This is a genomic window from Amycolatopsis sp. NPDC051903 (genome assembly GCF_044452505.1).
GTDB lineage: Bacteria > Actinomycetota > Actinomycetes > Mycobacteriales > Pseudonocardiaceae > Amycolatopsis.
The window spans coordinates 56,741-77,340 of the sequence record NZ_JBITBT010000013.1 but is presented as its reverse complement, the minus strand read 5'-3'; the positions used below and the strand labels follow the sequence as shown (position 1 = coordinate 77,340).

The 20,600-nt window shown below is 72.2% G+C and carries 15 protein-coding genes; 8 read left to right on the top strand and 7 right to left on the bottom strand.

Annotated elements, in window-relative coordinates; translation table 11 throughout:
• Window positions 1–185 precede the first annotated feature (185 nt).
• Together ACIA77_RS25970 and ACIA77_RS25965 are read right to left on the bottom strand one after the other, a co-directional pair.
• Window positions 186–3,893, bottom strand: a complete 3,708-nt coding sequence (locus ACIA77_RS25970) for a BTAD domain-containing putative transcriptional regulator (RefSeq protein ID WP_395888566.1) — start codon at window positions 3,891–3,893, stop codon at window positions 186–188.
• 126 nt (window positions 3,894–4,019) lie between these two features.
• Window positions 4,020–7,286 carry a BTAD domain-containing putative transcriptional regulator gene (locus ACIA77_RS25965; protein WP_395888565.1) on the bottom strand — a complete coding sequence of 1,089 codons (3,267 nt, stop codon included), beginning with the start codon at window positions 7,284–7,286 and terminating at the stop codon, window positions 4,020–4,022.
• A gap of 337 nt (window positions 7,287–7,623) precedes the next feature.
• On the opposite strand from ACIA77_RS25965, the gene ACIA77_RS25960 reads away from it, so the two are divergent.
• The 3 genes from ACIA77_RS25960 to ACIA77_RS25950 all read left to right on the top strand — a co-directional run bounded on the left by ACIA77_RS25960 (window position 7,624) and on the right by ACIA77_RS25950 (window position 9,034).
• Entirely contained in the window at window positions 7,624–7,905 is a 282-nt protein-coding gene (locus ACIA77_RS25960) for a WXG100 family type VII secretion target (RefSeq protein ID WP_395888564.1), read from the top strand.
• Complete coding sequence (locus ACIA77_RS25955; RefSeq protein WP_395888563.1) at window positions 7,902–8,189, top strand: WXG100 family type VII secretion target; 288 nt, start codon at window positions 7,902–7,904, stop codon at window positions 8,187–8,189. The genes ACIA77_RS25960 and ACIA77_RS25955 overlap by 4 nt, the downstream gene beginning before the upstream one ends.
• Before the next feature lie 209 nt (window positions 8,190–8,398).
• Complete coding sequence (locus ACIA77_RS25950) at window positions 8,399–9,034, top strand: LuxR family transcriptional regulator (RefSeq protein WP_204093458.1); 636 nt, start codon at window positions 8,399–8,401, stop codon at window positions 9,032–9,034.
• Window positions 9,035–9,080: 46 nt separating this feature from the next.
• On the opposite strand, the gene ACIA77_RS25945 is transcribed toward ACIA77_RS25950, so the two are convergent.
• The gene (locus ACIA77_RS25945) at window positions 9,081–9,653 is read right to left on the bottom strand and encodes a TetR/AcrR family transcriptional regulator (RefSeq protein WP_395888562.1); all 573 of its coding nucleotides are present in this window, start codon (window positions 9,651–9,653) and stop codon (window positions 9,081–9,083) included.
• A gap of 72 nt (window positions 9,654–9,725) precedes the next feature.
• Here ACIA77_RS25945 and ACIA77_RS25940 point away from each other — a divergent pair, with 72 nt between their 5' ends.
• The 4 genes from ACIA77_RS25940 to ACIA77_RS25925 are packed head-to-tail and all read left to right on the top strand — an operon-like array spanning window position 9,726 to window position 13,404.
• Complete coding sequence (locus ACIA77_RS25940) at window positions 9,726–10,742, top strand: NAD-dependent epimerase/dehydratase family protein (RefSeq protein ID WP_395888561.1); 1,017 nt, start codon at window positions 9,726–9,728, stop codon at window positions 10,740–10,742.
• 20 nt (window positions 10,743–10,762) lie between these two features.
• On the top strand, window positions 10,763–12,085 hold the full coding sequence (locus ACIA77_RS25935; protein WP_395888560.1) for an amidase family protein: 1,323 nt from the start codon (window positions 10,763–10,765) through the stop codon (window positions 12,083–12,085).
• A gap of 36 nt (window positions 12,086–12,121) precedes the next feature.
• Entirely contained in the window at window positions 12,122–12,919 is a 798-nt protein-coding gene (locus ACIA77_RS25930; RefSeq protein ID WP_395888559.1) for a thymidylate synthase, read from the top strand.
• Window positions 12,916–13,404, top strand: a complete 489-nt coding sequence (locus tag ACIA77_RS25925) for a dihydrofolate reductase (protein WP_395888558.1) — start codon at window positions 12,916–12,918, stop codon at window positions 13,402–13,404. The genes ACIA77_RS25930 and ACIA77_RS25925 overlap by 4 nt, the downstream gene beginning before the upstream one ends.
• 88 nt (window positions 13,405–13,492) lie before the next feature.
• Here ACIA77_RS25925 and ACIA77_RS25920 read toward each other — a convergent pair whose 3' ends face one another.
• The 4 genes from ACIA77_RS25920 to ACIA77_RS25905 form a co-directional block, all read right to left on the bottom strand.
• Window positions 13,493–14,611, bottom strand: coding sequence for a cell division protein DivIVA (locus ACIA77_RS25920; RefSeq protein WP_395888557.1), 1,119 nt, complete (start codon window positions 14,609–14,611; stop codon window positions 13,493–13,495).
• Between the two features lie 122 nt (window positions 14,612–14,733).
• The gene (locus ACIA77_RS25915; protein WP_395888556.1) at window positions 14,734–16,725 is read right to left on the bottom strand and encodes an SDR family oxidoreductase; all 1,992 of its coding nucleotides are present in this window, start codon (window positions 16,723–16,725) and stop codon (window positions 14,734–14,736) included.
• Between the two features lie 326 nt (window positions 16,726–17,051).
• A complete protein-coding gene (locus ACIA77_RS25910; protein ID WP_395888555.1) occupies window positions 17,052–17,753 on the bottom strand; it encodes a class F sortase in 702 nt (233 codons plus the stop codon).
• Between the two features lie 17 nt (window positions 17,754–17,770).
• On the bottom strand, window positions 17,771–19,300 hold the full coding sequence (locus tag ACIA77_RS25905; protein WP_395888554.1) for a collagen binding domain-containing protein: 1,530 nt from the start codon (window positions 19,298–19,300) through the stop codon (window positions 17,771–17,773).
• Window positions 19,301–19,632: 332 nt separating this feature from the next.
• Here ACIA77_RS25905 and ACIA77_RS25900 point away from each other — a divergent pair, with 332 nt between their 5' ends.
• Complete coding sequence (locus tag ACIA77_RS25900; RefSeq protein WP_395888553.1) at window positions 19,633–20,499, top strand: Bax inhibitor-1/YccA family protein; 867 nt, start codon at window positions 19,633–19,635, stop codon at window positions 20,497–20,499.
• Window positions 20,500–20,600: the final 101 nt, after the last annotated feature.

Below are 20,600 nucleotides of genomic sequence, written 5' to 3'. Positions count from 1 at the left end.
GACGAGCAGCACGATCGCCGCCGCGGTGGTGCAGATCGCGAGCGCCGCGCCGGGCGTCGTGGGATCCGCGGCAACCCGAGAAGCCCCGAGTGTCCGAGCTCGAACGCGATTCCGAGGGCGCGGCGACACCCACCCTCTCAGTTCAGCCCACCCCACCGCCGGGAACGGAGCCCGAAACCCGGCCGTCAGCTGATCCGCCGGGCCACCGCACTCGCCACTCCGCTGCGTGAGGGCGACTCCAGCTTCCCCAGCAACCTCGCCACGTGCGCCTGCACCGTCCGCCGGGGCAGGGCCAGTTCCGTGGCGATGTCCGGGTTCGACCGGCCGTCCGCCACGAGTGTCGCGATGCGGACCTCCAGCGGCGACAGCGAATCCCACCCGCGGCCGGGCCGGGCGGCCGCCGGCGTGCGGCCACCGCGGCGCACGCCCAGGTCGCGCAGCCGCTTTTCCGCCCGTTGCAGGTCCCACCGGGCGGACAGGGCCGAGTACAGTTCGGCCGCCTCGTCGAAGGCCACGTGGGCCGCCGGCAGGTCGCCGATCCGGGCCAGCAGCGCGGCCGCGTCCTCAAGGGCGCTGGCGAGTTCGGGCCGGCGCCCGACGGCCCGGAAGTGTTCCACGGTCCGCAGCACCGGAGCCGGGTCGCCGTCGATCAGGCCGCGGCACCAGTCCATCGCCGCGTGGGCGCGTGCGGGTTCGCGTTCCTTCGCGGCTTCCTCTTCGCAGACCGCCAGGCCGCGCAGGGCGCGGGCGTCGTCGCCCGCGTCGAGGGCCAGGGAGACGAACATCGGCAGCCACTGGTGGCGCAGCATCATCGCCGCGTACGTCGGGTTGAGGATGGGCTCCAGGACGGTCAGCGCCTCCTTGACCTCGCCCCGTTGCCAGGCCACCAAAGCGTTGGCCACCAGGAGGAAGTCGAAGCTCTCCCGCTCCGCGCCGGTCGCCGGCGCGTACTCCTCGGCGGCGTCCAGGTGCGCGGCGGCCTGCCCGCGTTCACCGCGCCGCGCGGCGATCAGCGACGCGACGCCGTGCAGCAGCAACGCGGCCGCACCCGGTTCGCGCAGGCCGTAGAAGGTGATGGCCGGACCGTCCTCGGTCACGGTGTCGAGTTCGACCAGCGCCTCGTCCCAGCGGCCCTCCCAGTACCGGTGCACCGCGACGGACACCTGCAGCCCGATCGGCATCGCGTGCCGCTGCGCGACCTCACCCGCCGCGCGCAGCGTGCGGTCGGCCTCGGCCAGGCGATCGAGGTTCTGCAGCGTGAACACGCGGTTGTCCAGCAAGTCCAGGTGCAGGTCGGCCAGCTCGTGCTCGTCGCCGACGGCGTCGATCGCCTCGTCGATGTGCCGCAGTGCGCTCGCGTGGTGCCGGCGCACGGAATCCACCAGCCACAACGTCTGCAGCGCGTGCGCCGTCAGGTAGCGGTCACCGTCGGCTTCCGCGCGGGCCTGGTGCGCGTTGGCTTCGGCGACGTCGAGGTCGTCCAGGCCACCGCGGCGGAAGTTCGCGAGCAGGTGCCGGCGCCGCACGTGCCAGATCTCCGGCAGCGCAGGGTCGTCCTCTGCTTCCTCCAGCGTCTGCACGGCGCGCGCGACCTCACCCCGGCGGAACCGCAGCGTCGCGAGCAGGTGCCGCATCTCCGCGACGTTCTCCGGGTCCTTCGACAGCTCGAGTGCCTGCACCGCAAGGGGTTCCGGGTTTCGCTCCAGCCGGAACAGCACCTTCACCAGCGCCGTGATCAGCCCTTCGCGCCGCGGGTCCACCGCGGAACACGCCGTGAGCGCGCGCTCCAGCAGCTCCACGGCGATCAGCGGCGCCCGGTTCGTCACGGCCGATTGGTTCTCCGCCAGCCAGTCCAGCACCCACGGATCCACTGTGGACGGCGCGGCCACGAGCTGCTCCGCCACCCGCTTCACCGGCGCCCCGATGCGCGCCAGCGCTTCCGCCGCCTGCCGGTGCAGCGCCGCCCGCGTCCCCGACAGCAGCCGGTTGTACAACGCCTGGCGCAGCAACGGGTGCCGGAACGCGAGCTGCGTGCCCGTGTCGATGAGCACGTTCGCCGCCACCGCTTCTTCCAGCGGCCCCAGCAGGTCCGACGGCCGGATGCCGAGCACCGCCGCGATGTCGCCCACCGCGAACTCCATGCCCAGCAGCGCACCCCAGCGCAGCACGTCCTGCGTCTCCGGCGGCAGGAAGTCCAGCCGCCGGTCGACGGCCGCCACGAGCGAACGCGGCGTCTCGAACTCGGCGGGGTCGTCGACGTCGGCGTATCCCGAGTCGACCTCGACCGCGCCCGCGCGTACGAGCACGTCGACCATTTCCTTGACGTACAACGGGTTTCCCGCAGCACGAGCGGCGAGCTCGCGCAGGCCGGGCCCGGGACCGGCGCCGAGCAGGTCCTCGATCAGCCGCACCACGTCGTCGGACACCAGCGGCTCGAGGTCCAGCACCACGCCGTCGCGCGATTCGACGCCCCGGCGCAGCTGCGCCAGTTCCGCGCGGTCGGGCGCCGGGCGCGTCGCGGCCACCAGCAACAACGGCAGCTGCCGCGTCGCCGCGCAGAGCCGGTGCCACACCAGCACGCTCGACTCGTCGGCCCATTGCAGGTCGTCGATCACGAGCACCAGCGGCGAGTCGGCGCACAGCTCGTCGACCAGCGACAGCAGCTGGTCGACGGCGCCGAGCACCGGGTCGGTCGACCCCCACGCCCGCTGCGCCGCGCCCTCGCCCGCCAGCTCCTTGGCGACGCGGGCCCGGCGCGGATCGGGCGAAGCGGCGTCGATCGCGAGGCATTCCAGCAGCACCTGCAGCGGGAACCGGGTGCTCAGCTCGTCGGCCGCCACCCAGGCCAGCTGCAGCCCGGGCCCGGCCGCGTGACTGAACACGCGAGTCAGCAGCTCCGACTTCCCGATGCCCGGCTCACCCTCGATCCACACGGCCCGCCCGCGTCCGTCGCGGACCTCGGCCAGCAGCTCCACCAGCTGCTCCGTCTCGGCTTCGCGGCCGAACAGCGGACCCGTGTCACCACCGGCCAGCGCGCGGCTGACGCGCGGCGGCAGCACCGAGATCGGGTCGGGTCCGGGCACCGGAGCCGGGGCGGGCGCCTCGGGCAGGTCCAGCGCCGGATCCTGCGCCAGCACACGTCCGTGCAGCTCCCGCAGCCGCGCCCCGGGCTCCACACCCAGCTCGGCGCGCAGGGTCGCGCGCGCGTCGCGGAACACGTCGAGGGCGTCGGAGTGGCGTCCACTGCGGTAGAGCGCGAACATCAGCGACTCCCGCAGCACCTCGCGCAACGGGTGCTCGTCGACGAGCACCGACAGCTGGGCGATCAGGTCCTGGTGGCCACCGAGCTCCAGCACCGCGGCCGCCCGCCGCTCGATCGTGTCGAGCCGCAGCTCGGCGAGGTGCTCGCGGTGGCGTTCGGCGAATCCGCCGGGCACACCGGAGAGCGCTTCCCCGTGCCACAAGGCGAGTGCGGCGTCGTACTCCGCGGCGGCTTTGCCGTGGTCACCGGCCTCGGCGTGCTGCTGCCCCTGCTCGCGGTGCCGTTCGAAGACGGCCGCGTCGAGGGCTTCGGGGTCCAGCGTCAGCGAGTAGCCGTGCGGGTCGGAGACCAGCACCCCGGAGGCCGCCCACTTCGTGCGGTCCGGGTCCAGGGCGCGCCGCAGCCCCGAGACGTAGGTGTGCACGCTGCCCTCGACGCTGGCCGGCGGCGAGTCGCCCCACACCCCCGCGATGAGTTCGGCGCGCGGCACGGAGCGGCCCGCGTTGACCGCGAGCATGGCGAAGATGGCACGCTGGCGCGCCGGCCCGAGCTTGACTTCAGCCGGACCGCGCCAGGCCCGCAACGGGCCGAGCACGTCCACCCGCAACCCGCTGTGCGCATCCCCTGGCATGCCGTTCCATTCGACGTACCGGTCTGACCACGCGAGCTTACCGGGAGCCGGTGATCGCCCGGCATCGTACGAGCGGCCAGTGTCGGGTAAGCCTCTCGGCTGATCCCGCTCAGCGGGAAACCGGGGTCATTCGCCCGCCGCGCGGCTGCGCACCGGGTTGGCGCGGCGGATCCCGTGCGGGTGCATCCGCGTCTCGGCGCGGCGCACGTCCCAGGCCGCGCCGAGCGTGGCGTAGCTGGTGAGGGCGGTGCGGAACGCGGTGCGCGCCTCGTCGAGCCGGCCGTGCTCGGCCAGCAGGATCGCGGCGTCCTCCGTGGCCCGCGCGTGTTTGAGGACCCGGCCGGCGGCCTCGTAGTGCGCGGCCGCGCCGAGGATCGCGTCGGGATCACCGGTGACCAGACCACGGCAGTGGGCAGCGGCCGCGGTGTGCGCGGGCGGGGCGTCGGCGCCTTCGTCGTCGATCAGCCGCAGCGCCTGGTACGCGTAGTGCTGCTCGCCGAGCTGCGTCGCCAGGCGCACGAGGTCCGGCAGCCACTGCTGCCGCGCCGAAGGGGGATAACCCTCGTCCAGCAACGGGGTCAGCGCAGCCAGCGCCGCCTCCGGGTTGCCCTCCAGCTCGGCCAGCTGCGCTTCCGCGGCCAGCAGGTAGTCACCCCCGTTGGGCTCCAGGCCCTGCGGCCAGTGCTGGTGCGCCGCCGCTTCGAGGTGGGCGCTCGCTTCGTCCGGTTCGTCGCGGTGGCCCGCGATCAACGCGCCGACGCCGTGCACGAGCAGCGCCGAGCCCGGGCTGCGCAGCACGTACGACGCCGTCTCCGCGCCGCCCTTGATCACGGTGTCCAGCTCGGCCAGCGCCTCCGGCCAGCGTCCGCGCCAGTAGTAGTGCACGGCGCCCGCGAGGTGCATCTCGCCGGGCACGGCGCGGGTGGCGGCCAGCCGGCGCGCGGTGCTCAGCGGCTCGGCGGCGTCGTCCAGACCGTCGAGCACGCCCAGCTCCGACAGGTCCGGTTCGGACGTTTCGTCGACGGCCAGGCGTTCGAGCGTCGCGCGCAACGTTTCGTGGCGGCCGCGCCACATCTCCGGCACGTTCGGGTCGGCGAGCGTGCGGCGGACCTCTTCGGCCGCTTCCGGGAACTCGCCGCGCCGGTAGTAGATGTACGCGAGGATCCAGCGCATCTCCGCGGCCTGGCGGCTGTCCTCGGTCCGCGCGACGACCGAGCGCGCCTCGGCCTCGGGCTCGCGGCCGAGCCAGAACAGCAGCCGGGCGAGCGTGGCCGTGAGCGGCTCGCGCGCGTCGGCCGGCAGCGACGCCTGCGTGACGACGTGCTTCAGCAAATCGACGGCCATGCGCGGCGCTTCGGTGGCGACCGTGCCGATGTGCTCGAGCAGCCACCCGGTGACCCACGGGTCGACCTGCACGGGCGCGGCCGCCAGCTGCTCGGCCACGCGCTCCGGCGACGCACCCGCGCCCTGGAACGCTTCGGCGAGCTGGCGGTGCAGCGCCACGCGCATCGCGGCCGGCGTCTTTTCGTAGAGCACGCGGCGCAGCAGGGGGTGGCGGAAGGCGAGCAGGTCGTCGGACTCGGTGAGCACGCCCGCCGCGAGCGCTTCTTCCACGGCGCCGACGAGCGCCGTCGCCTGCCGCTCGGTGGCGATCGCGATGTCGGCGAGCGAGAACTCCTTGCCCAGCAAGGCCGCCCAGCGCAGCACGTCGCGCGTGCCGCTGGTGAGGAAGCTCAAGTACAGCGTGACCCGCGAGCCCAGCGGCGCCGGGATCGTGCGGCAGCTGTTGCCGTCGACGATCGCCTGGGCGCCGTCGAGCAGGATCATGCCGTTGGTGAGCAGGGTTTCGACGATTTCCTTGGCGTAGCGCGGGTTTCCGGCCGCGTACGACGTGAGGACCCGCAGCACCTGCCCCGGTGGGGCGCCCGCGAGATCGGCCGCGAGATCGCGCACGGCGCTCTCGGGCAAAGGCCCGAGCGGCAGCAGTTCCGTACCGTCGGCCGCGAGCTCCGCGCGCAGCCCGTCCAGCTCGGCCGGCCGCGGCACCGGGCGGCACGCGCCGACGAGCAGCAGCGGCAGCCGCCGCGTCTCGCGGCTGAGGTAGCGCCACACGCGCAGCGTCGCGTCGTCGGCCCACTGCAGGTCGTCGACGACGAGCGCGAGCGGTTCCTCCGCGCACAGCTCGCGGACGAGCCCGAGGATGCCTTCCACGGGGTCGCCGCCGGGGTTCTCCGCGAGCGCGACGGCCAGCTCCGCGCGCCGCAGGTCCGAAGCGCGCGGGTGCACACCCAGCGCGTCGAGCAGCGGGCGCAACGCGAAGCGCTGGTCGAGCGCGTCGGCCGCGGCGAAGAGCGGTTTGCCGCCGGCCTGCTGGGCCATCGCGAGCGTTTCGGCCAGCAGCGCCGTTTTGCCGATGCCGGGTTCGCCCTCGACCCAGATCGACCGGCCGAGCCCGCTGCCCAGTCCCGCGACCGCTTCGCGCAGCAGGAGGGTTTCGCTCGCGCGGTCGAAGAAGAAGTCCGCGCGCGGCGGCAGCACGGGCAGCGGGAACCGCGGCACGCGGACCGGCGCCTGCGCGGGCCGGGGCGCCGGCGCCGGCTTCGCGGCGCCACCACCGAGGACGCGTTCGTAGAGATCACGCAGCGGCGGGCTCGGTTCGGTGCCGAAGGAATCGACCAGCTTGTCGCGCAGATCCGTGTAGACGGCCAGCGCTTCGGTGCGGCGGTCGCCGAGCGACAGCGCGCGCATGAGCAGGCCGTGCAACGGTTCGCGAAACGGGTGCTCACCCGTCAGCGCTCGCAGTTCGGTCACGAGCTCGCCGTGGCCGCCGTCGTCGAGCACGACCTCCGCGCGGCGCTCGACCGTCGCCAGGCGCAGTTCCTCCAGCCGCGCGCGGTGCGACGCCGCGAACGGGCCGGGCAGCCCCTGCAGCGGCTCGCCGTGCCAGAGCGCGAGTGCTTCGTCGAGCTTCTCGCGCGCCTGACGCCGTTCGCCGGCGGCGAGGTGGCGCTGGGCCTGCTCGCGCAGGGCCTCGAAGCGGTGGACGTCGACGGTCCCGGCCTCGACGCACAGCGAGTAGCCCGAGCCGATCGACGCGAGCAGCTGTGGTCCGGACCCCTTGGTGCGGCCCGGTTCGAGCGCGCGGCGCAGACCTGAGACGTAGGTGTAGATGCTGCCCTGGGCGCTCGCCGGCGGGGCGTCGCCCCACACGGAATCGATCAGCTCTTCGCGCGAAACGGTGCGGTTGGGCGCCATCGCCAGCACGGCGAGCACGGTGCGGCGGTGGGCGGAGCCGAGGCTGACCTCGTTGCCGCCGCGCCAGGCGCGGACCGGGCCGAGCAGCTGGATCGTCGGCGCGGTGAGACCGCCTGCCGCGCCGTCCGCTGCCGACATCGGTCTCCCTTCACGCGCTGACGGATCGTCAACGCCGGATGCCACGGGCGATCTTACGCTCGAACGAGTGGCCCGGCGGCTCGGGGCCGTTCTCCCCGCCGGCCCCGTCCGCCAGTCTCGGGCCGCGGTGTGACGACCACTCGGCGTGACGGCGAACACCGGGGAAACTCGGCCGCGGCGCAGCGAGTGGAACCGCAGGCAAGGATATCCGAAAATCGGGCATACCACCTGGTCCCCGGTTTCGCCACCCCCCGTCGTTGGGTCACGCTCGGTGGTGAGCCCGCGCGGCACGGTGCGCGGGTCACTGGGGACGTGGTGGTGTGGTGAGGAGAGCGTCGTGAAATCGATTCCTCCCAGGGCGGTGCCGGACGGCATGCGGGACGCGGCGGGCGAGTTCGCGCGCGCGATCGATTCGGCCAACGCCCACTTGAGGCAGGTCAACAGCGAAATGGCCGCGCTGCAGGCGTCGTGGCGCGGCGAAGCGTCGGTGCGGTTCGGCCAGGCGATGAACGACTGGGAGCAGCAGTACGACCTCATCCTGGGCCGGCTCGCCGACCTGCTCGCAGTCACCGGCGGCGCGGCCGGTGAACGCCGGGTCCCGTGCCCGGGCGGCGCATGAAGCCCGAGCGTGCCGGCTTCTCCGAAGCCGACGAGATCCTGGACCGGATGGGGGAGACGACCGGGGGGATCCGCGCCGTGCTGGCGGAGCTGGAGTCCACTGTGGAACAGGACGTGGCCGGCTGGACCCCCGAGGCGCAGGCGCGGTACTGGGCCGCCAAGCGAGCGTGGACCGCGGCGCTGGACCGCATGCCCGACTGCGTCGAGCGGGCGCGCGACGCGTTCCGCGAGATCTCGGGCAGCTGCGAGTCCCCGGGTGGCGAGGCGTGCGGGCTGTGCCCATGAAACCGTTTACCGTGAGAGCGGTGTGAAGCTGACCGTGTGAGCGCGGCCACTGTGAAGACTTCACCGAGACCCGTGTCGAGGCCGTTGACCTGCGGTTATCGGGAGATTCTTCACGCCCGCGCCGCCGCGTGAAGATTCTTGGTAAGAAAACGTGAAGTCGCGCGCGCGAGACTTCTCACTGTCAACGTGGAGTGGCAGTAGGAGAAGTCGTGAAGCTCGTCAAAGTCGCTGTTCTCGCCTCGGACCCGATCACCAAGGCCGGCGCGGCGAGCCTGCTGGGCACCCGCGCCGAGCTGCAGGTCCTCCCCGAGGATTCGGCCGCGCAGGCCGACGTGGTCCTCGTGATGGAGGAGCACGTGACCGACCGCGTGCTGTCGCGGGTCAAGGAGCTCGGCCGGGAGTCGGAACAGCTGGCCGGCCCGCACCTCGTCATCGTCGCCGACCACTTCCGGGAGAGCGACCTCATGACCGCCATCGAATGCGGGGTCGTCGCGATCCTGCCGCGCCGCGAAACGGGCGGCGCCGAACTGGTCACCGCGGTGCTCACCGCGGGCGACGGCACGGCCAGCCTCCCGCCCCGCCTGCAGGGTGCCCTGCTCGGCCAGGTCCAGCGCATGCGCCGTGACGTGCTCGAGCCCAACGGCCTCACGCTGTCCGGCCTCGCCGCGCGCGAGTGCGACGTCCTGCGCCTGGTCGCCGAGGGCTACGGCACCGAAGAGATCGCCACGAAGCTCTGCTACTCGGAGCGCACGGTCAAGAACGTCCTCTACGGCTTGATGACCCGGTGCGGTCTGAACAACCGCGCGCACGCCGTTGCCTACGCTTTGCGCGCCGGCGCCATCTGATCCGGCCACTCGACCTCGTCGGCGGCTCCACCAGGACCTTTCCCGCTCACCGGTGCGGGGAAGGTCCTTTGTGTACTCGGACTTCCAGCACCCGCAGGCACAACCGCCGCAGCGTCGCGCGCAGTTCGGCGTCCGGCAGGTGGCCCAGGCTGCGCAGCGCCGGACCGAGTTCGGTGGCCGTCGCGTAGGCGGCGGTTTCGTCGGGGGTCGGCGTGGCGCCGTAGAGCAGGTGCAGGCCGCGGGTGGCCTGGGCCTCGAGCGTCGGCCCGAGCGTCTCGTGTCGCCGCGCCGGGGGGTCCAGTGGCGACAGTGAGCGCTGCGCGACGACCTGCGCCACGAATCCGTCCACCAGCAGTTCCCGCCGGGCGCGCGGGTCGTCGAGCGCCGCGGCCGCGTCGAGCAACGCGTCGAACGCCGTGATGCTCTCCTGGAGCAGCGCTTCCAGGAGGTCGGCCTTCGAGTGGAAGTAGTAGTAGACGTTGGCCTTCGTGACGCCCATCGTGTCGGCGATCAACTGCAGCGACGTCGCGTCGTAGCCCTGCTCAGTGAACAGCCGCCGGGCCGTGTCGAGGACCGTCCGACGCGTCTGTGCGGCCTGCTCCGCCCGGGTGGGTGACACCTGGTGATGCTAGCCGACGCGGTGCGCTACAGTAGTTTCATTAGCCGATCGGCTAACGAACTGGAGGCGATCATGCCCGGACCCGTTCTGGTGACCGGCGGCACCGGTTACGTCGGCGGCTGGTGCATCGCCGAACTGCTGCGCCGCGGCCACGACGTGCGCACGACCGTGCGTTCGGCCGCGAAGGAGGCGGCGGTGCGCCGCGCGGTCGGCTCCGAGATCGACCCCGGCGACCGGCTCGAAGTCGTGGTCGCCGACCTCACCGCCGACGCGGGCTGGGCCGACGCGGTGGCCGGCTGCACCCACGTCCTCCACGTCGCCTCGCCGCTGGGCGGCGACGGCTCGCGCGACCCCGACGCCTTCATCGGCCCCGCCCGGGACGGCGCCCTGCGGGTGCTCAAGGCGGCCACCGATGCGGGTGTCGAGCGCGTGGTGCTGACGTCGTCGTGCGCCGCGGCCGCGCCGCCGATCGGTACCCGCTCCGACGACGTCTACGACGAGCGCCTCTGGACCGACGTCAGCGACCGCCGTCTCAACCCGTACCGCCGCTCGAAGGCCGTCGCCGAGCGCGCCGCGTGGGACTTCATGGCCGGACACGGCGGCAGCACCACGCTGACGACGATCCTCCCCGGCGCCGTCCTCGGCCCGGTGCTCGACGGGCAGGCGCTCGGCTCCGTGCAGCTCATCGGCACGCTGCTCGGCGGCCGCGTGCCCGGCGTGCCACGGCTGGGCTACGGCGTGAGCGACGTGCGCGACCTCGCCGACCTCCACCTCCGCGCGATGCTCGCCCCCGCGGCCGCCGGCGAGCGGTTCATCGGCGTCGGTGAGTTCCTCTGGCTGCGCGACGCCGCGCGCGAGATCCGCGAGAAGCTCGGCCCGGCGGCGAGCCGGGTGCCGACGCGAGGCTTGCCCGATTTCGTGCTGCGTGCGCTCGCGCTCGTGAACTCCGGCGTGCGCGAGGTGGCGCCCGACCTCGGGCGCAAGAACGTGTACACGTCGGCGAAAGCGCTCCGGCTGCTCGGGTGGCAACCGCGGCCCGCCGGGACGACGGTCCTCGACTGCGCCCGGAGCCTTGTCGCTGTCCACTGAGGACGGTTAGGGTGCGGATCATGGTGCAGACTGCGGTGGAGATCGCGCGCGCGGTGCGCGACGGTGAGCTGGATCCGGTTCAGGTGACCCGCGAAGCGCTCGCCCGCATCGAGGCGGCCGACGGCGTGGTCGGTGCGTTCCGGCGGGTGCGCGCGGTGGAAGCGCTTGCGGAAGCGGCGGAAGTCGCGGCGCGGCCCGACCTGGCGGAGCTGCCGCTGGCGGGTGTGCCGGTCGCGGTCAAGGACGTCACCGAGGTCGCGGGCGAGTACGCGGGCTGGGGCTCAGCGGCGGGTTCCCCGGCGCCGTACGCGGAAGACGGCGTGATCGCGCACCGGCTGCGCGCGGCGGGTGCGGTGATCGTCGGCCTCACGCGCGTGCCCGAGCTGTGTATCTACCCGATGAGCGACGACCCCGCCGGCATCGCCCGCAACCCGTGGGAGCCGGCGTTCACGGCGGGCGGTTCGTCGGGCGGCAGCGCGGCGGCCGTCGCGGCCGGGATGGTCCCGATCGCACACGGCACGGACGGCCTCGGTTCCATCCGCCTGCCTTCGGCGATGTGCGGCCTCGTCGGGTTGAAGCCCGGCCGCGGTGTCGTGCGCGAGCCGGCCGAGGGCTGGTTCGGCATGTCCACCCACGGCCCGCTCGCCACCACGACCGCCGACGCGGCGCTGCTCATGTCCGTGCTGGGCGAACGTCCGGACCTGGCTTCGATCGGGTCGCCGGCTCCGCAGCGCATCGCGTTGTCGACGCAGGTGCCCGTCACCCGCGCGCCGCTCCCGCGTCCGCTCGGCCGCGCCGTCATCCGCGCCGGCACGCTGCTCGCCGCCGCCGGGCACACCGTCACCGACGCCACCCCGGAGTACGGCTTCGGCACGCTGGTCGCGCTCGTCACCCGCTGGTTCGCCGGGCCGGCGGCCCACGCCGACGCCGAATTCGACCTCACGAAGCTGCAACCGCGCACGCGCACCCACGTCCGCGCGGGCCACGTCGCGTCGCGCTTCGTCAGCGAACGCGGCCGCACTGCGTGGCTTTCCCGCGCCGAGCAGTTCTTCTCCGCCCACGACGTGCTCATCACCCCGACGCTCGCCACGCTGCCGCCGAAGGCCCGGCGCTGGCACCGCCGCTCGTGGCTCGCGAACTTCACACCGGCCGTCCGCGTCGCCGGCTTCACCGGCGCGTGGAACCTCGCGGGCTACCCGGCGCTGTCCGTGCCCGTCGGCCGCCATCCGGCCTACGACCTCGCCACGTCCGTCCAGCTCGTCGCCCCGCCCGGCGGCGAAGAGCTGCTGCTGGGGCTGGCCGCGCAGCTGGAGGACGTCTACCCGTGGCCGCGCAGTCGCTGAGCCGATTCCGGCGCGGCGTCGTCTAGGCTCGCGGGCATGCCGGACACCCAGTACGAAGACCTGCTCCGCCTTGTGCTCGAAACGGGCGCGCGCAAGGCGGACCGCACGGGCACGGGCACGCGGTCGATCTTCGGGCACCAGCTGCGCTACCGGTTGTCCGAGGGGTTCCCGTTGATCACGACGAAGAAGGTCCACTTCCGCTCGATCGCGTTCGAGCTGCTGTGGTTCCTGCGCGGCGATTCGAACGTGTCGTGGCTGCAGGAGAACGGCGTCTCGATCTGGGACGAGTGGGCAGCCCCGGACGGCGAGCTCGGCCCGGTCTACGGCGTCCAGTGGCGGTCGTGGCCGACGCCGGACGGCGGGCACGTCGACCAGATCGGCGAAGTGCTGCGCGCGCTGCGCGAAAACCCCGACTCGCGGCGGATCATCGTGTCGGCGTGGAACGTCGCGGACATCCCGCGCATGGCTCTGCCGCCGTGCCACGCGTTCTTCCAGTTCTACGTGGCCGAGGGCAAGCTTTCGTGCCAGCTGTACCAGCGCAGCGCGGACCTGTTCCTCGGCGTGCCGTTCAACATCGCCAGCTACGCGCTGCTCACGCACATGATCGCCGACCAGGTCGGCCTCGGCGTCGGTGACTTCGTGTGGACCGGCGGCGACTGCCACATCTACGACAACCACGAAGAGCAGGTGCGCACGCAGCTGGCCCGCGACGCGCGGCCGTTCCCGACGTTGCGGCTGAAGCCCGTGGAATCGTTGTTCGCTTACACCTACGACGACATCTCGGTCGACGGCTACGACCCGCACCCGGGCATCAAGGCCCCGGTGGCGGTGTGACCGCCGCTCCGCTGTCCGGCGGCCGGGTCGTCGGCCTGGTCTGGGCGCAGTCCTCGAACGGCGTCATCGGCCGCGACGGCACCCTGCCGTGGCACCTGCCGGAAGACCTGAAGCACTTCCGCACCCTGACCGCGGGCGCGACCGTGCTCATGGGCCGCCGCACGTGGGAATCGCTTCCGCCGCGCTTCCGCCCGCTGCCCGGCCGGCGGAACCTCGTGCTGTCCAGCACTCCCCAGCCCGGCGTGGAGACCTTCCCGGATCTGGATTCGGCCCTCGCCGTCTGCTCCGCCGACGTCTGGATCATCGGTGGCGCGGAGGTTTACCGAGCAGCGGTGCCGTTCGCCGACCGCATCGTCGTCACCGAACTGCGCACCCCGTTCGACGGCGACACGCACGCCCCGGACGTCGGCCGCCCGCCTGACTCCGTCGGCGAATGGCTGGAGTCGTCCACGGGCCTGCACTACCGATTTTTGCACTGGGGCTGAAAAAGTCCCGCCGGCTCGGTCGCTGCGACAAAGCGAAGGCCGCTTCCCCGGAAACGGGAAAGCGGCCTTCGTGCGTTGCGAACTCCGGTCAGGAGCGGGGCTTGCCCGCCGACTGGGAGACCGGCTGCGGGGTGCCGTTCTCGGCCTTGGGCGCCGAGGTGGCATTCGCCGGGGCGGGCTTGGGCTTCACCGTCGGGGAAGCGGGCGTGGTCGGTGAGTCGACCGAGACGACCTCGGGCTTCGGCTTCGGCGCGGCAGCGGGAGCCGGCGTGGGCTTCGGGGCGGGCTCGTCGCCGCCGACCAGTTTCGACGCCGACGGGATCACGGACTCCGCGGGCAGCGCGGCGAGGAGGCCTTCGCTGCGGCTGAGGACCTCGTCGGCCATCGCGAGGTTCTTGCGGGCCTGCTCCCGGATTTCGGCGAGGCGCTCGACCTTGCGCGTCGCCGCGGTGGTGCGCTGGGCGGCCTGCGTGGTGGCCTCGTCGAGGCGCCGCTTGGCTTCCGTCGTGGCTTCGTCGAGCCGGCGCTTGGCCTCGGCCGTCGCTTCGGCGACGCGGCGCTCGGCCTGCTGCTTGCTCGCCGAACGCTGATCGGCGATCAGCTTCTCGTGCGCGGTGCGCTCCGAGGTGATCTTCGCATCGAAGTCGCGCTCGATCTTGCGGCGCTTGCGCTCGGCTTCGTTGTCGAGGAGTTCCCGGCGCTGAGCCGCCTCGACGGTGAGCCGCTGCACCTCGGCACGCGTCTCCTTCAGCGCGGCCTCGTGCTCGGAGTGCAGCGCCTCGGCCTGCTTGTCCAGCTCCTCCACGAGCCGCTGGTAACGCTCCCGCAGCTTCGTCGACGCCTCCGTCGACGAAGCCCAGTGCTTCTCCGCCGCCACCTGCGCGCGCTTCGTGACCTCGTCGGCCCGTGCGTTCGCGAGCTGGACGGTGCGCTGCATCCGCTCGTCCAGGTCCTCGAGCCGCTCCGGCGGCTTCATCAGCTCCTCGACGCGGCCCTGGAGCTTGGCCACTTCACCGCGCGCGGTCTCGAGCTCGCGCTGCAGCGTGGCGACCTGCGTCGCCGCCGAGTCGCGATCGCTGATCAGCCGGCGCAGCTGCGCCTCGACGTGATCGAGGTACTGGCGCACCTCGGTCCGGTCGAAGCCGTGCCACGCCTGGGTGTACTCGCGCCGCAGAGGCAGGAGGCCGTTGTCTCGCTCGGGAACCATAGGCCCGACCGTACCCGCGCACATTGTGTCGCCGCCGTCAGGAGTGGTGATTCACCGCCACGTGTCGAGCGCATCGCGGTGCTCGTCCCCTGACCGGCCTCACCCTCTCCAACCCTCCGTGACTACCAGTGGAACCCGCGCGACAACCGGGCGAGCGCCATCGCCGCGCGCGACAAGTGTTTCTCCCCGCGGCCGATCTTGAGCCGGCCCGAGCCGCCTGCCGCCGTCGAATCCGGGAAGATCCGGAAACCCTGGTACGCGATCGCGTCGGTGAGGCCCGGCGCCAGCGCGTAGGTGAGGCCGATCGCCTGCCCCGCCGGAGTTCCGATGTGTTTCGGCCGCTCGATCAGCGCCTTCATCACCATGTCGGCCGCCTGTTCCGGCGACTTCGTGGGGAACGCGTCGTAGATCTTCGTCGGCCGGATCATGGGCGTGCGCACGAGCGGCATGTGGATCGTGGTGAACGTGATGCCGTCGCCGTGCGTCTCGGTCGCGGCGATGCGCGAGAAGTAGTCGAGCGCGGCCTTTGACGCGGCGTACGCGGAGAAGCGCGGCGCGATGCCCTGCACGCCGATCGAGGAGACGTTCACGATGTGCCCGAACTTGCGCTCCGACATGTGCGGAAGGACCGCGAGGATCAGCCGCACCGCGCCGAAGTAGTTGATGGCCATGGCGCGCTCGTAGTCGTGCATGCGCTCGTACGACAGCTTGATCGACCGGCGGATCGAACGGCCCGCGTTGTTCACGAGCATGTCGATCCGGCCGTGCTCCGCGAGCATCGCGTCGACGGCCTTGTGCACCGAATCCTCGTCGGTCAGATCGGCGGGGTAGACGGCCGCGGTGCCGCCGGCCGCGATGATCTCGTCGCGCACCTCTTCCAGCTCGTGCTGGCGCCGGGCCACCAGCAGCGGCACGCCGCCCGCGGCCGCGACCTTCAGCGCCGTCGCGCGCCCGATGCCCGACGACGCGCCGGTGATGATCACGCGCCGCCCGTCCAGCTCACCGCGCGGGCCGTGCTTGCGCGCGCGGAACGGGTCGAGGTGCTCGCGCCAGTAGCGCCACAGCGTCGCCGCGTAGTCGTCGAGCCGTGGCACCTCGACGCCGGTGCCCGCCAGCGCCTTGCGCGTCTCGGCCGACGCGAACACCGACGGGAACGCCATCGTCTCGAGCAGCACCGGCGGGATGCCGAGGCGCTCGAGCACCGCGTCGCGCGCGATCGTGAAGCCCGGGATGTGCTCGCTGAGCTTCGCCAGCCCGACGATCCCCTTCGACACGCCTTCGCCGAGCTGCACGGTGATCGTCGGCGCGCCGGCGGCCCGCGCGAACGCGTTGTACACCGACACCACCGGCTGCGGCTCGGGGTTGACGAGGTGGAAGGCGCGGCCGTCGACACCCGGTGTGGTCACGAGGTTCAGCAGCGCCTTGGCGACGTAGTCGACCGGCACGACGTTGGTGTCGCCGAGGTCCGGCCCGACGATCGGCAGATCGGGCAGCCCGGTGAGCCTGCTGATGGCGGGGAACAGGTAGTACGGCCCGTCGATCTTGTCCATCTCGCCGGTCTCGGAGTCGCCGACGACCACGGCGGGGCGGTACACGCGCCACGGCACCTCGTGCTGCTCGCGCACCAGCTTTTCGGCTTCGAACTTCGTGCGGTGGTACGGCGTGATCAGCCGCTGTCCGACGTCGAACATGTCCTCGGTGAACAGGCCCTCGTGATCACCCGCGACGGCCACGGACGACACGTGGTGCAGGCAGCCGGCGCGCAGGTCCGCGGCGAGGTCGACGACGTGCTGCGTACCGTCCACATTGGCCTTGATGCTCGCCTCGTCGTCGGCGGTGAGGTCGTAGAGCGCGGCGAGGTGCACCACGTGGTCCACTCCACGCAGGTCGCCGCGGTCCTCCTCGGACACGCCGAGCAGGGGCTCGCCGAGGTCCCCGGTCACGAGCGTCACGCGCTCCGCGTGGGGCCAGCTGTCGACCAGCTTGGCCAGCTTCTCGCGCGATCCCGCCCGCACCACGAGGGCGACGCGGTCCGCGTCCGGCCGCGTGAGCAGCTGCCGGGTGAACTGGCGTCCGATCAAGCCGGTCGCCCCCGTCACCAAGAACGTCGCCATCCGAATCACCCTCCGCCGTTCGCCGCTGGACCCTTGCGCATTCTGCTGCATCGACGCCGTGCTGACCACAGCGTGCCGGGGTGATGTTACTCGCTAGTAACTTGTGGCCGCACGGGGGTCCTGCTGGTCGAGAGCGCTTTCTGCGGCGGCCCGAGTCCCGGTGAGCGGCACGAACGGACCGTTCACACCGGGCGGGCCGCGGCGCGAACGGTCCACTCGCGCCGGTGCGGACCGCACAACGGTGCCCGCCGGTGCCCCGGCCGCGGGCACGAAAAGGCAGCGCCCCGGCGGGAATCCCGCCGGGGCGCTCGCGTCACCGAGCCGGTTCAGACCGGGTCCGCGATCACGACCCGGTTCTCCTCGTACCCGTCGCTCCCGCCGACCCACCGGCCGCCGCAGGTCACCAGCACCACGCGGTGCGGCCCGGCCTGCCCGAACAGCTCGTCGGCGCGGCCGGCGAGATCGTCCTTGTGCACGGTGATCAGCTGCGAGATCCGGTACTGCGACGTCTTGCCCGCACTGTCCACGATGGTCACCTCGCCGCCGATGCGCTCGTTCCACAGCTCGGCGAACGGTCCCGTCGCGCCCTTCCAGTTCACGTGCCCGGCGAAGACGCTCGCGCCGCTCACCGCGTCGAGGGCGGCGCCCCACCACGCGGCCTGGCCGATGTCCGAGGGCACCGGCAGCGTGTTGCCCGGACCGAGGCCCTGGCGGACCATCGCGGCGGTCCCGCCGTCCGGCAGCCGGATCGTGCCCGGCTTCTGCGGTCCGGGTTGCTTGTGCTCCACCGGCGCGGCGGGCGGCGGTGCCGCGGGTGCCGACGACGGCGCCGTCGAAACCGGCGGCGGTGCCGACGAAGCTGGAGCGGGCGAAGGAGAAGGCACCACGCCGAGGGCGGCGGCCGGCTGCGCGGTGCCGGCCACCACCGTCGTCGGCGGTGCGCTGATCACGACGGTGGCGAGTTCCACTCCGAGGACGCTCGCCGCGCCGAGGACGAAACCGGTGATCAACCGGCTCTTGCTTGCCATACCCCTACCGCTCTCGCTTACCTCCGGGACGCCCGGCGCGCGGCGAACCCGACCAGAGCCGAACCGAGGAGCGCGAGCGCGGCGAGGCCGATCAGCCCCGGCGCCGAGTAGCTCGTGTCCACGGCGCCCTTCGCCATCGCCACGGGCTGGTCGCCGGCGGGGATCGCGTGCGGCACTTCGTTCGGCGTGTTGACCAGTGAGAGCGCCAGTGTGTCGCCCGGCTTCAGCGAGCCGCACACCGAGGGCGGGTTCTTCGGGTCGAACGCGTTCTCGTACCCCGGCGGCGCGTTCACCTCGACGACGCAGACGTCCTGCGGCGCGAGCAGGTTGTCGACGGTCACCGCGCCGGTGTCGCCACTGGTCGTGACCACCACGGGCTGCCCATCGGGACCGGTGAGCGGCTTGCCGTCCTGCCCGGTGGCCGCCGCCTTCTCGTCCGCGCCGGTGATCCGCAGCGTCGCGCCGCCGATGCCCTTGCCGGTCTTCGCGTCCTTCTTGGTCACCTGGACCTCGCCGGGCTTCGCGATGGCCGCGACGCCCTGCGCGGTCAGCGTCTTCTCGCCGCCGGTCGACACGACGTTCTGGATGCCGGTGTTCACCGGGTTCTGCACGTACGGCCGGTCGGCCGGCGCGGACAGCGATGTGGAGAGCTTCGGCTGGTCGCCGGTCGGCGTGAGCTTCACCGAGACCGTGCCGTCGGAGCCGGTCTTCAGCGTGGTCTCGGTCTGCGCACCCTGGGCGGTCGCGCTGCCGCTCGTCTGCTCCGAAGTCTGACCAGCCTGACCGGAGCCGGCGTCTGCGGAGGTGGCGGAGTCAGTGGCATCGGTCGCGAGCGTCGCGTCGGCCGCGTCGATCTTCACCGGGACGTCCGGCACCCCGGTGCCCTTGGCGTTCTTGACCGTGATCGTCCAGGTCGCCGCCTTGCCGAGGTGCTGGTCGTCCTTGGGCGGCGTCACCGACGCGGTCCACGGGCCGCGGTTGGCTTCGGCGTCGGCGGTCAGCTTCGCGACGTCGTCGTACGCGGCCTGCGACTCGGCCTTGAGCCCCTTGAGGTGGAAGTCGGCGTCGTACCCGATCTCCGCCTTGGACAGGTTCGGGTTGAGGTCGTCGTGGCCGGGGCGCGGAGCCGCGGTCCACGAGTGCAGCAGGTGCGCGAGCGCGGCCGCGGTGTTCGCGTCCTTGGTGTCGCCGTAGCGCAGCAGCAAGTACGAGATGTTCGCCGCGTGGTCGGCGGGGATCTTCTCGCCCCACTTTGTGAGCAGTTCGTCGCCGGGCTTGTACTTCTCGTCGGTGTCCGGTGCCTTGAGCTGGAAGCTGACGCAGAACACCTGCTTGCCGCCGACCAGGTACGACCCCAGCCAGTTGCGGCTCGCCGGCTTGCCCTCGACGGACTGGCCCGGCTTGAGCTCGAGCCCGACGCCCTCCTTCGTAGCGGCGCTCGCGGGCGTCGTCCCGGCCGCGGTGACGGAGAGCGCGCCGACCAGCGCGGCAGCGACCAGGCCGGCAGCGGAGCGCAGGCGGGCGCGCGGGCGTGAAGACCACCCCATGGTGTGTTGACTCCTTCAACGTGCCTTGCTCCGACGCCTGTGCGTCGCCGCAGGTCACACGATCGAACAACTCCCCGACACGCCTTCGGTCACTTCCCGAACACGCGTAGTGAAGGTTCGCGGGTGATCACTCGGATTGTCTAGGGGCCATCGGGTGACCTGCGGTGAACGGTCGTGATCTCGGTCGCATACGGTGTAGCCCGGCGCGGGTCGGGCCACCTGATCGAGTTCGTGGGTAAAGTGTTCTTTACTCGACGCTCTCGAACGGGAACCAGCAGGCCCGGGCGGTCGTTGAACCCGATGCAAGGTGCCAGCAGATCCAGGAGGATCAGGTGCGTTCCAGTAGCAACCCGGCGTTCCGCAACCTGCCCCGCGGCTCGGCCGCCCAGGGGCAGTACGGGCCGAACGTCGGCTTCGACCAGCAGCCCTACGGGTACGCCCAGGGCCAGGGTGGTGTCCCCGGATACGCGCCGGGGCAGATGGCCGCCGGTTCGGGCGATCGCCCGATGACGGTCGACGACGTCGTCGTCAAGACCGGTCTCTCGTTGGGCACCGCGCTGCTCTTCGGTGTCCTCACGGCGATCTGGGCCCAGTCCCAGCTGCTCGTCGACGGGCTCGGCCGGGTCACCGGTATGAGCGGGCCGCTCCTCGGCGCGCTGTTCGGCGGGCTGATCGTGGGGCTCGTCGTCTCGCTGGTGATCGTGTTCGGCCAGAAGGCGAACGGTCCGCTCACGCTGCTGTACTCGGCCGCCGAGGGCATTTTCCTGGGCGCGCTGAGCGGGTTGTTCGAACTCGTCTACCCGGGCATCGCGCTGCAGGCGCTGATCGGCACCGCGGGTGTGTTCATCGCGATGCTGGTGGTCTACAAGACCGGCGCCGTGAAGGTCACGCCGAAGCTGACCAAGTGGATCGTCGGCGCCATCGGCGGTGTCGTGGTCCTGATGCTGGTCAACCTGCTCACCGCGTTGTTCTTCGGCTTCAACCCGCTGCGCGACGGCGGCCCGATCGCGATCATCTTCAGCCTCGTGGTCATCGGCATCGCCGCGTTCAGCTTCCTGCTCGACTTCGACCAGGCCGACCGCATGATCCGCTCGGGCATGCCGGCCAAGTGGGCGTGGTACGCGGCCTTCGGCCTCATGACCACGCTCGTGTGGCTGTACCTCGAGATCCTGCGGCTGTTGTCGTACCTGCGCGACTGACGTTCGCGCGGGATTCCCGAGAAGGCGCTCCGTGATTCCACGGGGCGCCTTTTCCACGTGCGCCCCGAAAATGGTGTGCTTCGCGCGACGGAGTGCGTACG

What these genes read in the sequence shown, in the direction of transcription:
- ACIA77_RS25970 (WP_395888566.1), bottom strand. Translation starts at nt 3,893, where the DNA reads ATGCCAGGGGATGCGCACAGCGGGTTGCGGGTGGACGTGCTCGGCCCG.
- ACIA77_RS25965 (WP_395888565.1), bottom strand. Translation starts at nt 7,286, where the DNA reads ATGTCGGCAGCGGACGGCGCGGCAGGCGGTCTCACCGCGCCGACGATC.
- ACIA77_RS25955 (WP_395888563.1), top strand. Translation starts at nt 7,902, where the DNA reads ATGAAGCCCGAGCGTGCCGGCTTCTCCGAAGCCGACGAGATCCTGGAC.
- ACIA77_RS25940 (WP_395888561.1), top strand. Translation starts at nt 9,726, where the DNA reads ATGCCCGGACCCGTTCTGGTGACCGGCGGCACCGGTTACGTCGGCGGC.
- ACIA77_RS25935 (WP_395888560.1), top strand. Translation starts at nt 10,763, where the DNA reads ATGGTGCAGACTGCGGTGGAGATCGCGCGCGCGGTGCGCGACGGTGAG.
- ACIA77_RS25930 (WP_395888559.1), top strand. Translation starts at nt 12,122, where the DNA reads ATGCCGGACACCCAGTACGAAGACCTGCTCCGCCTTGTGCTCGAAACG.
- ACIA77_RS25920 (WP_395888557.1), bottom strand. Translation starts at nt 14,611, where the DNA reads ATGGTTCCCGAGCGAGACAACGGCCTCCTGCCTCTGCGGCGCGAGTAC.
- ACIA77_RS25915 (WP_395888556.1), bottom strand. Translation starts at nt 16,725, where the DNA reads ATGGCGACGTTCTTGGTGACGGGGGCGACCGGCTTGATCGGACGCCAG.
- ACIA77_RS25910 (WP_395888555.1), bottom strand. Translation starts at nt 17,753, where the DNA reads ATGGCAAGCAAGAGCCGGTTGATCACCGGTTTCGTCCTCGGCGCGGCG.
- ACIA77_RS25905 (WP_395888554.1), bottom strand. Translation starts at nt 19,300, where the DNA reads ATGGGGTGGTCTTCACGCCCGCGCGCCCGCCTGCGCTCCGCTGCCGGC.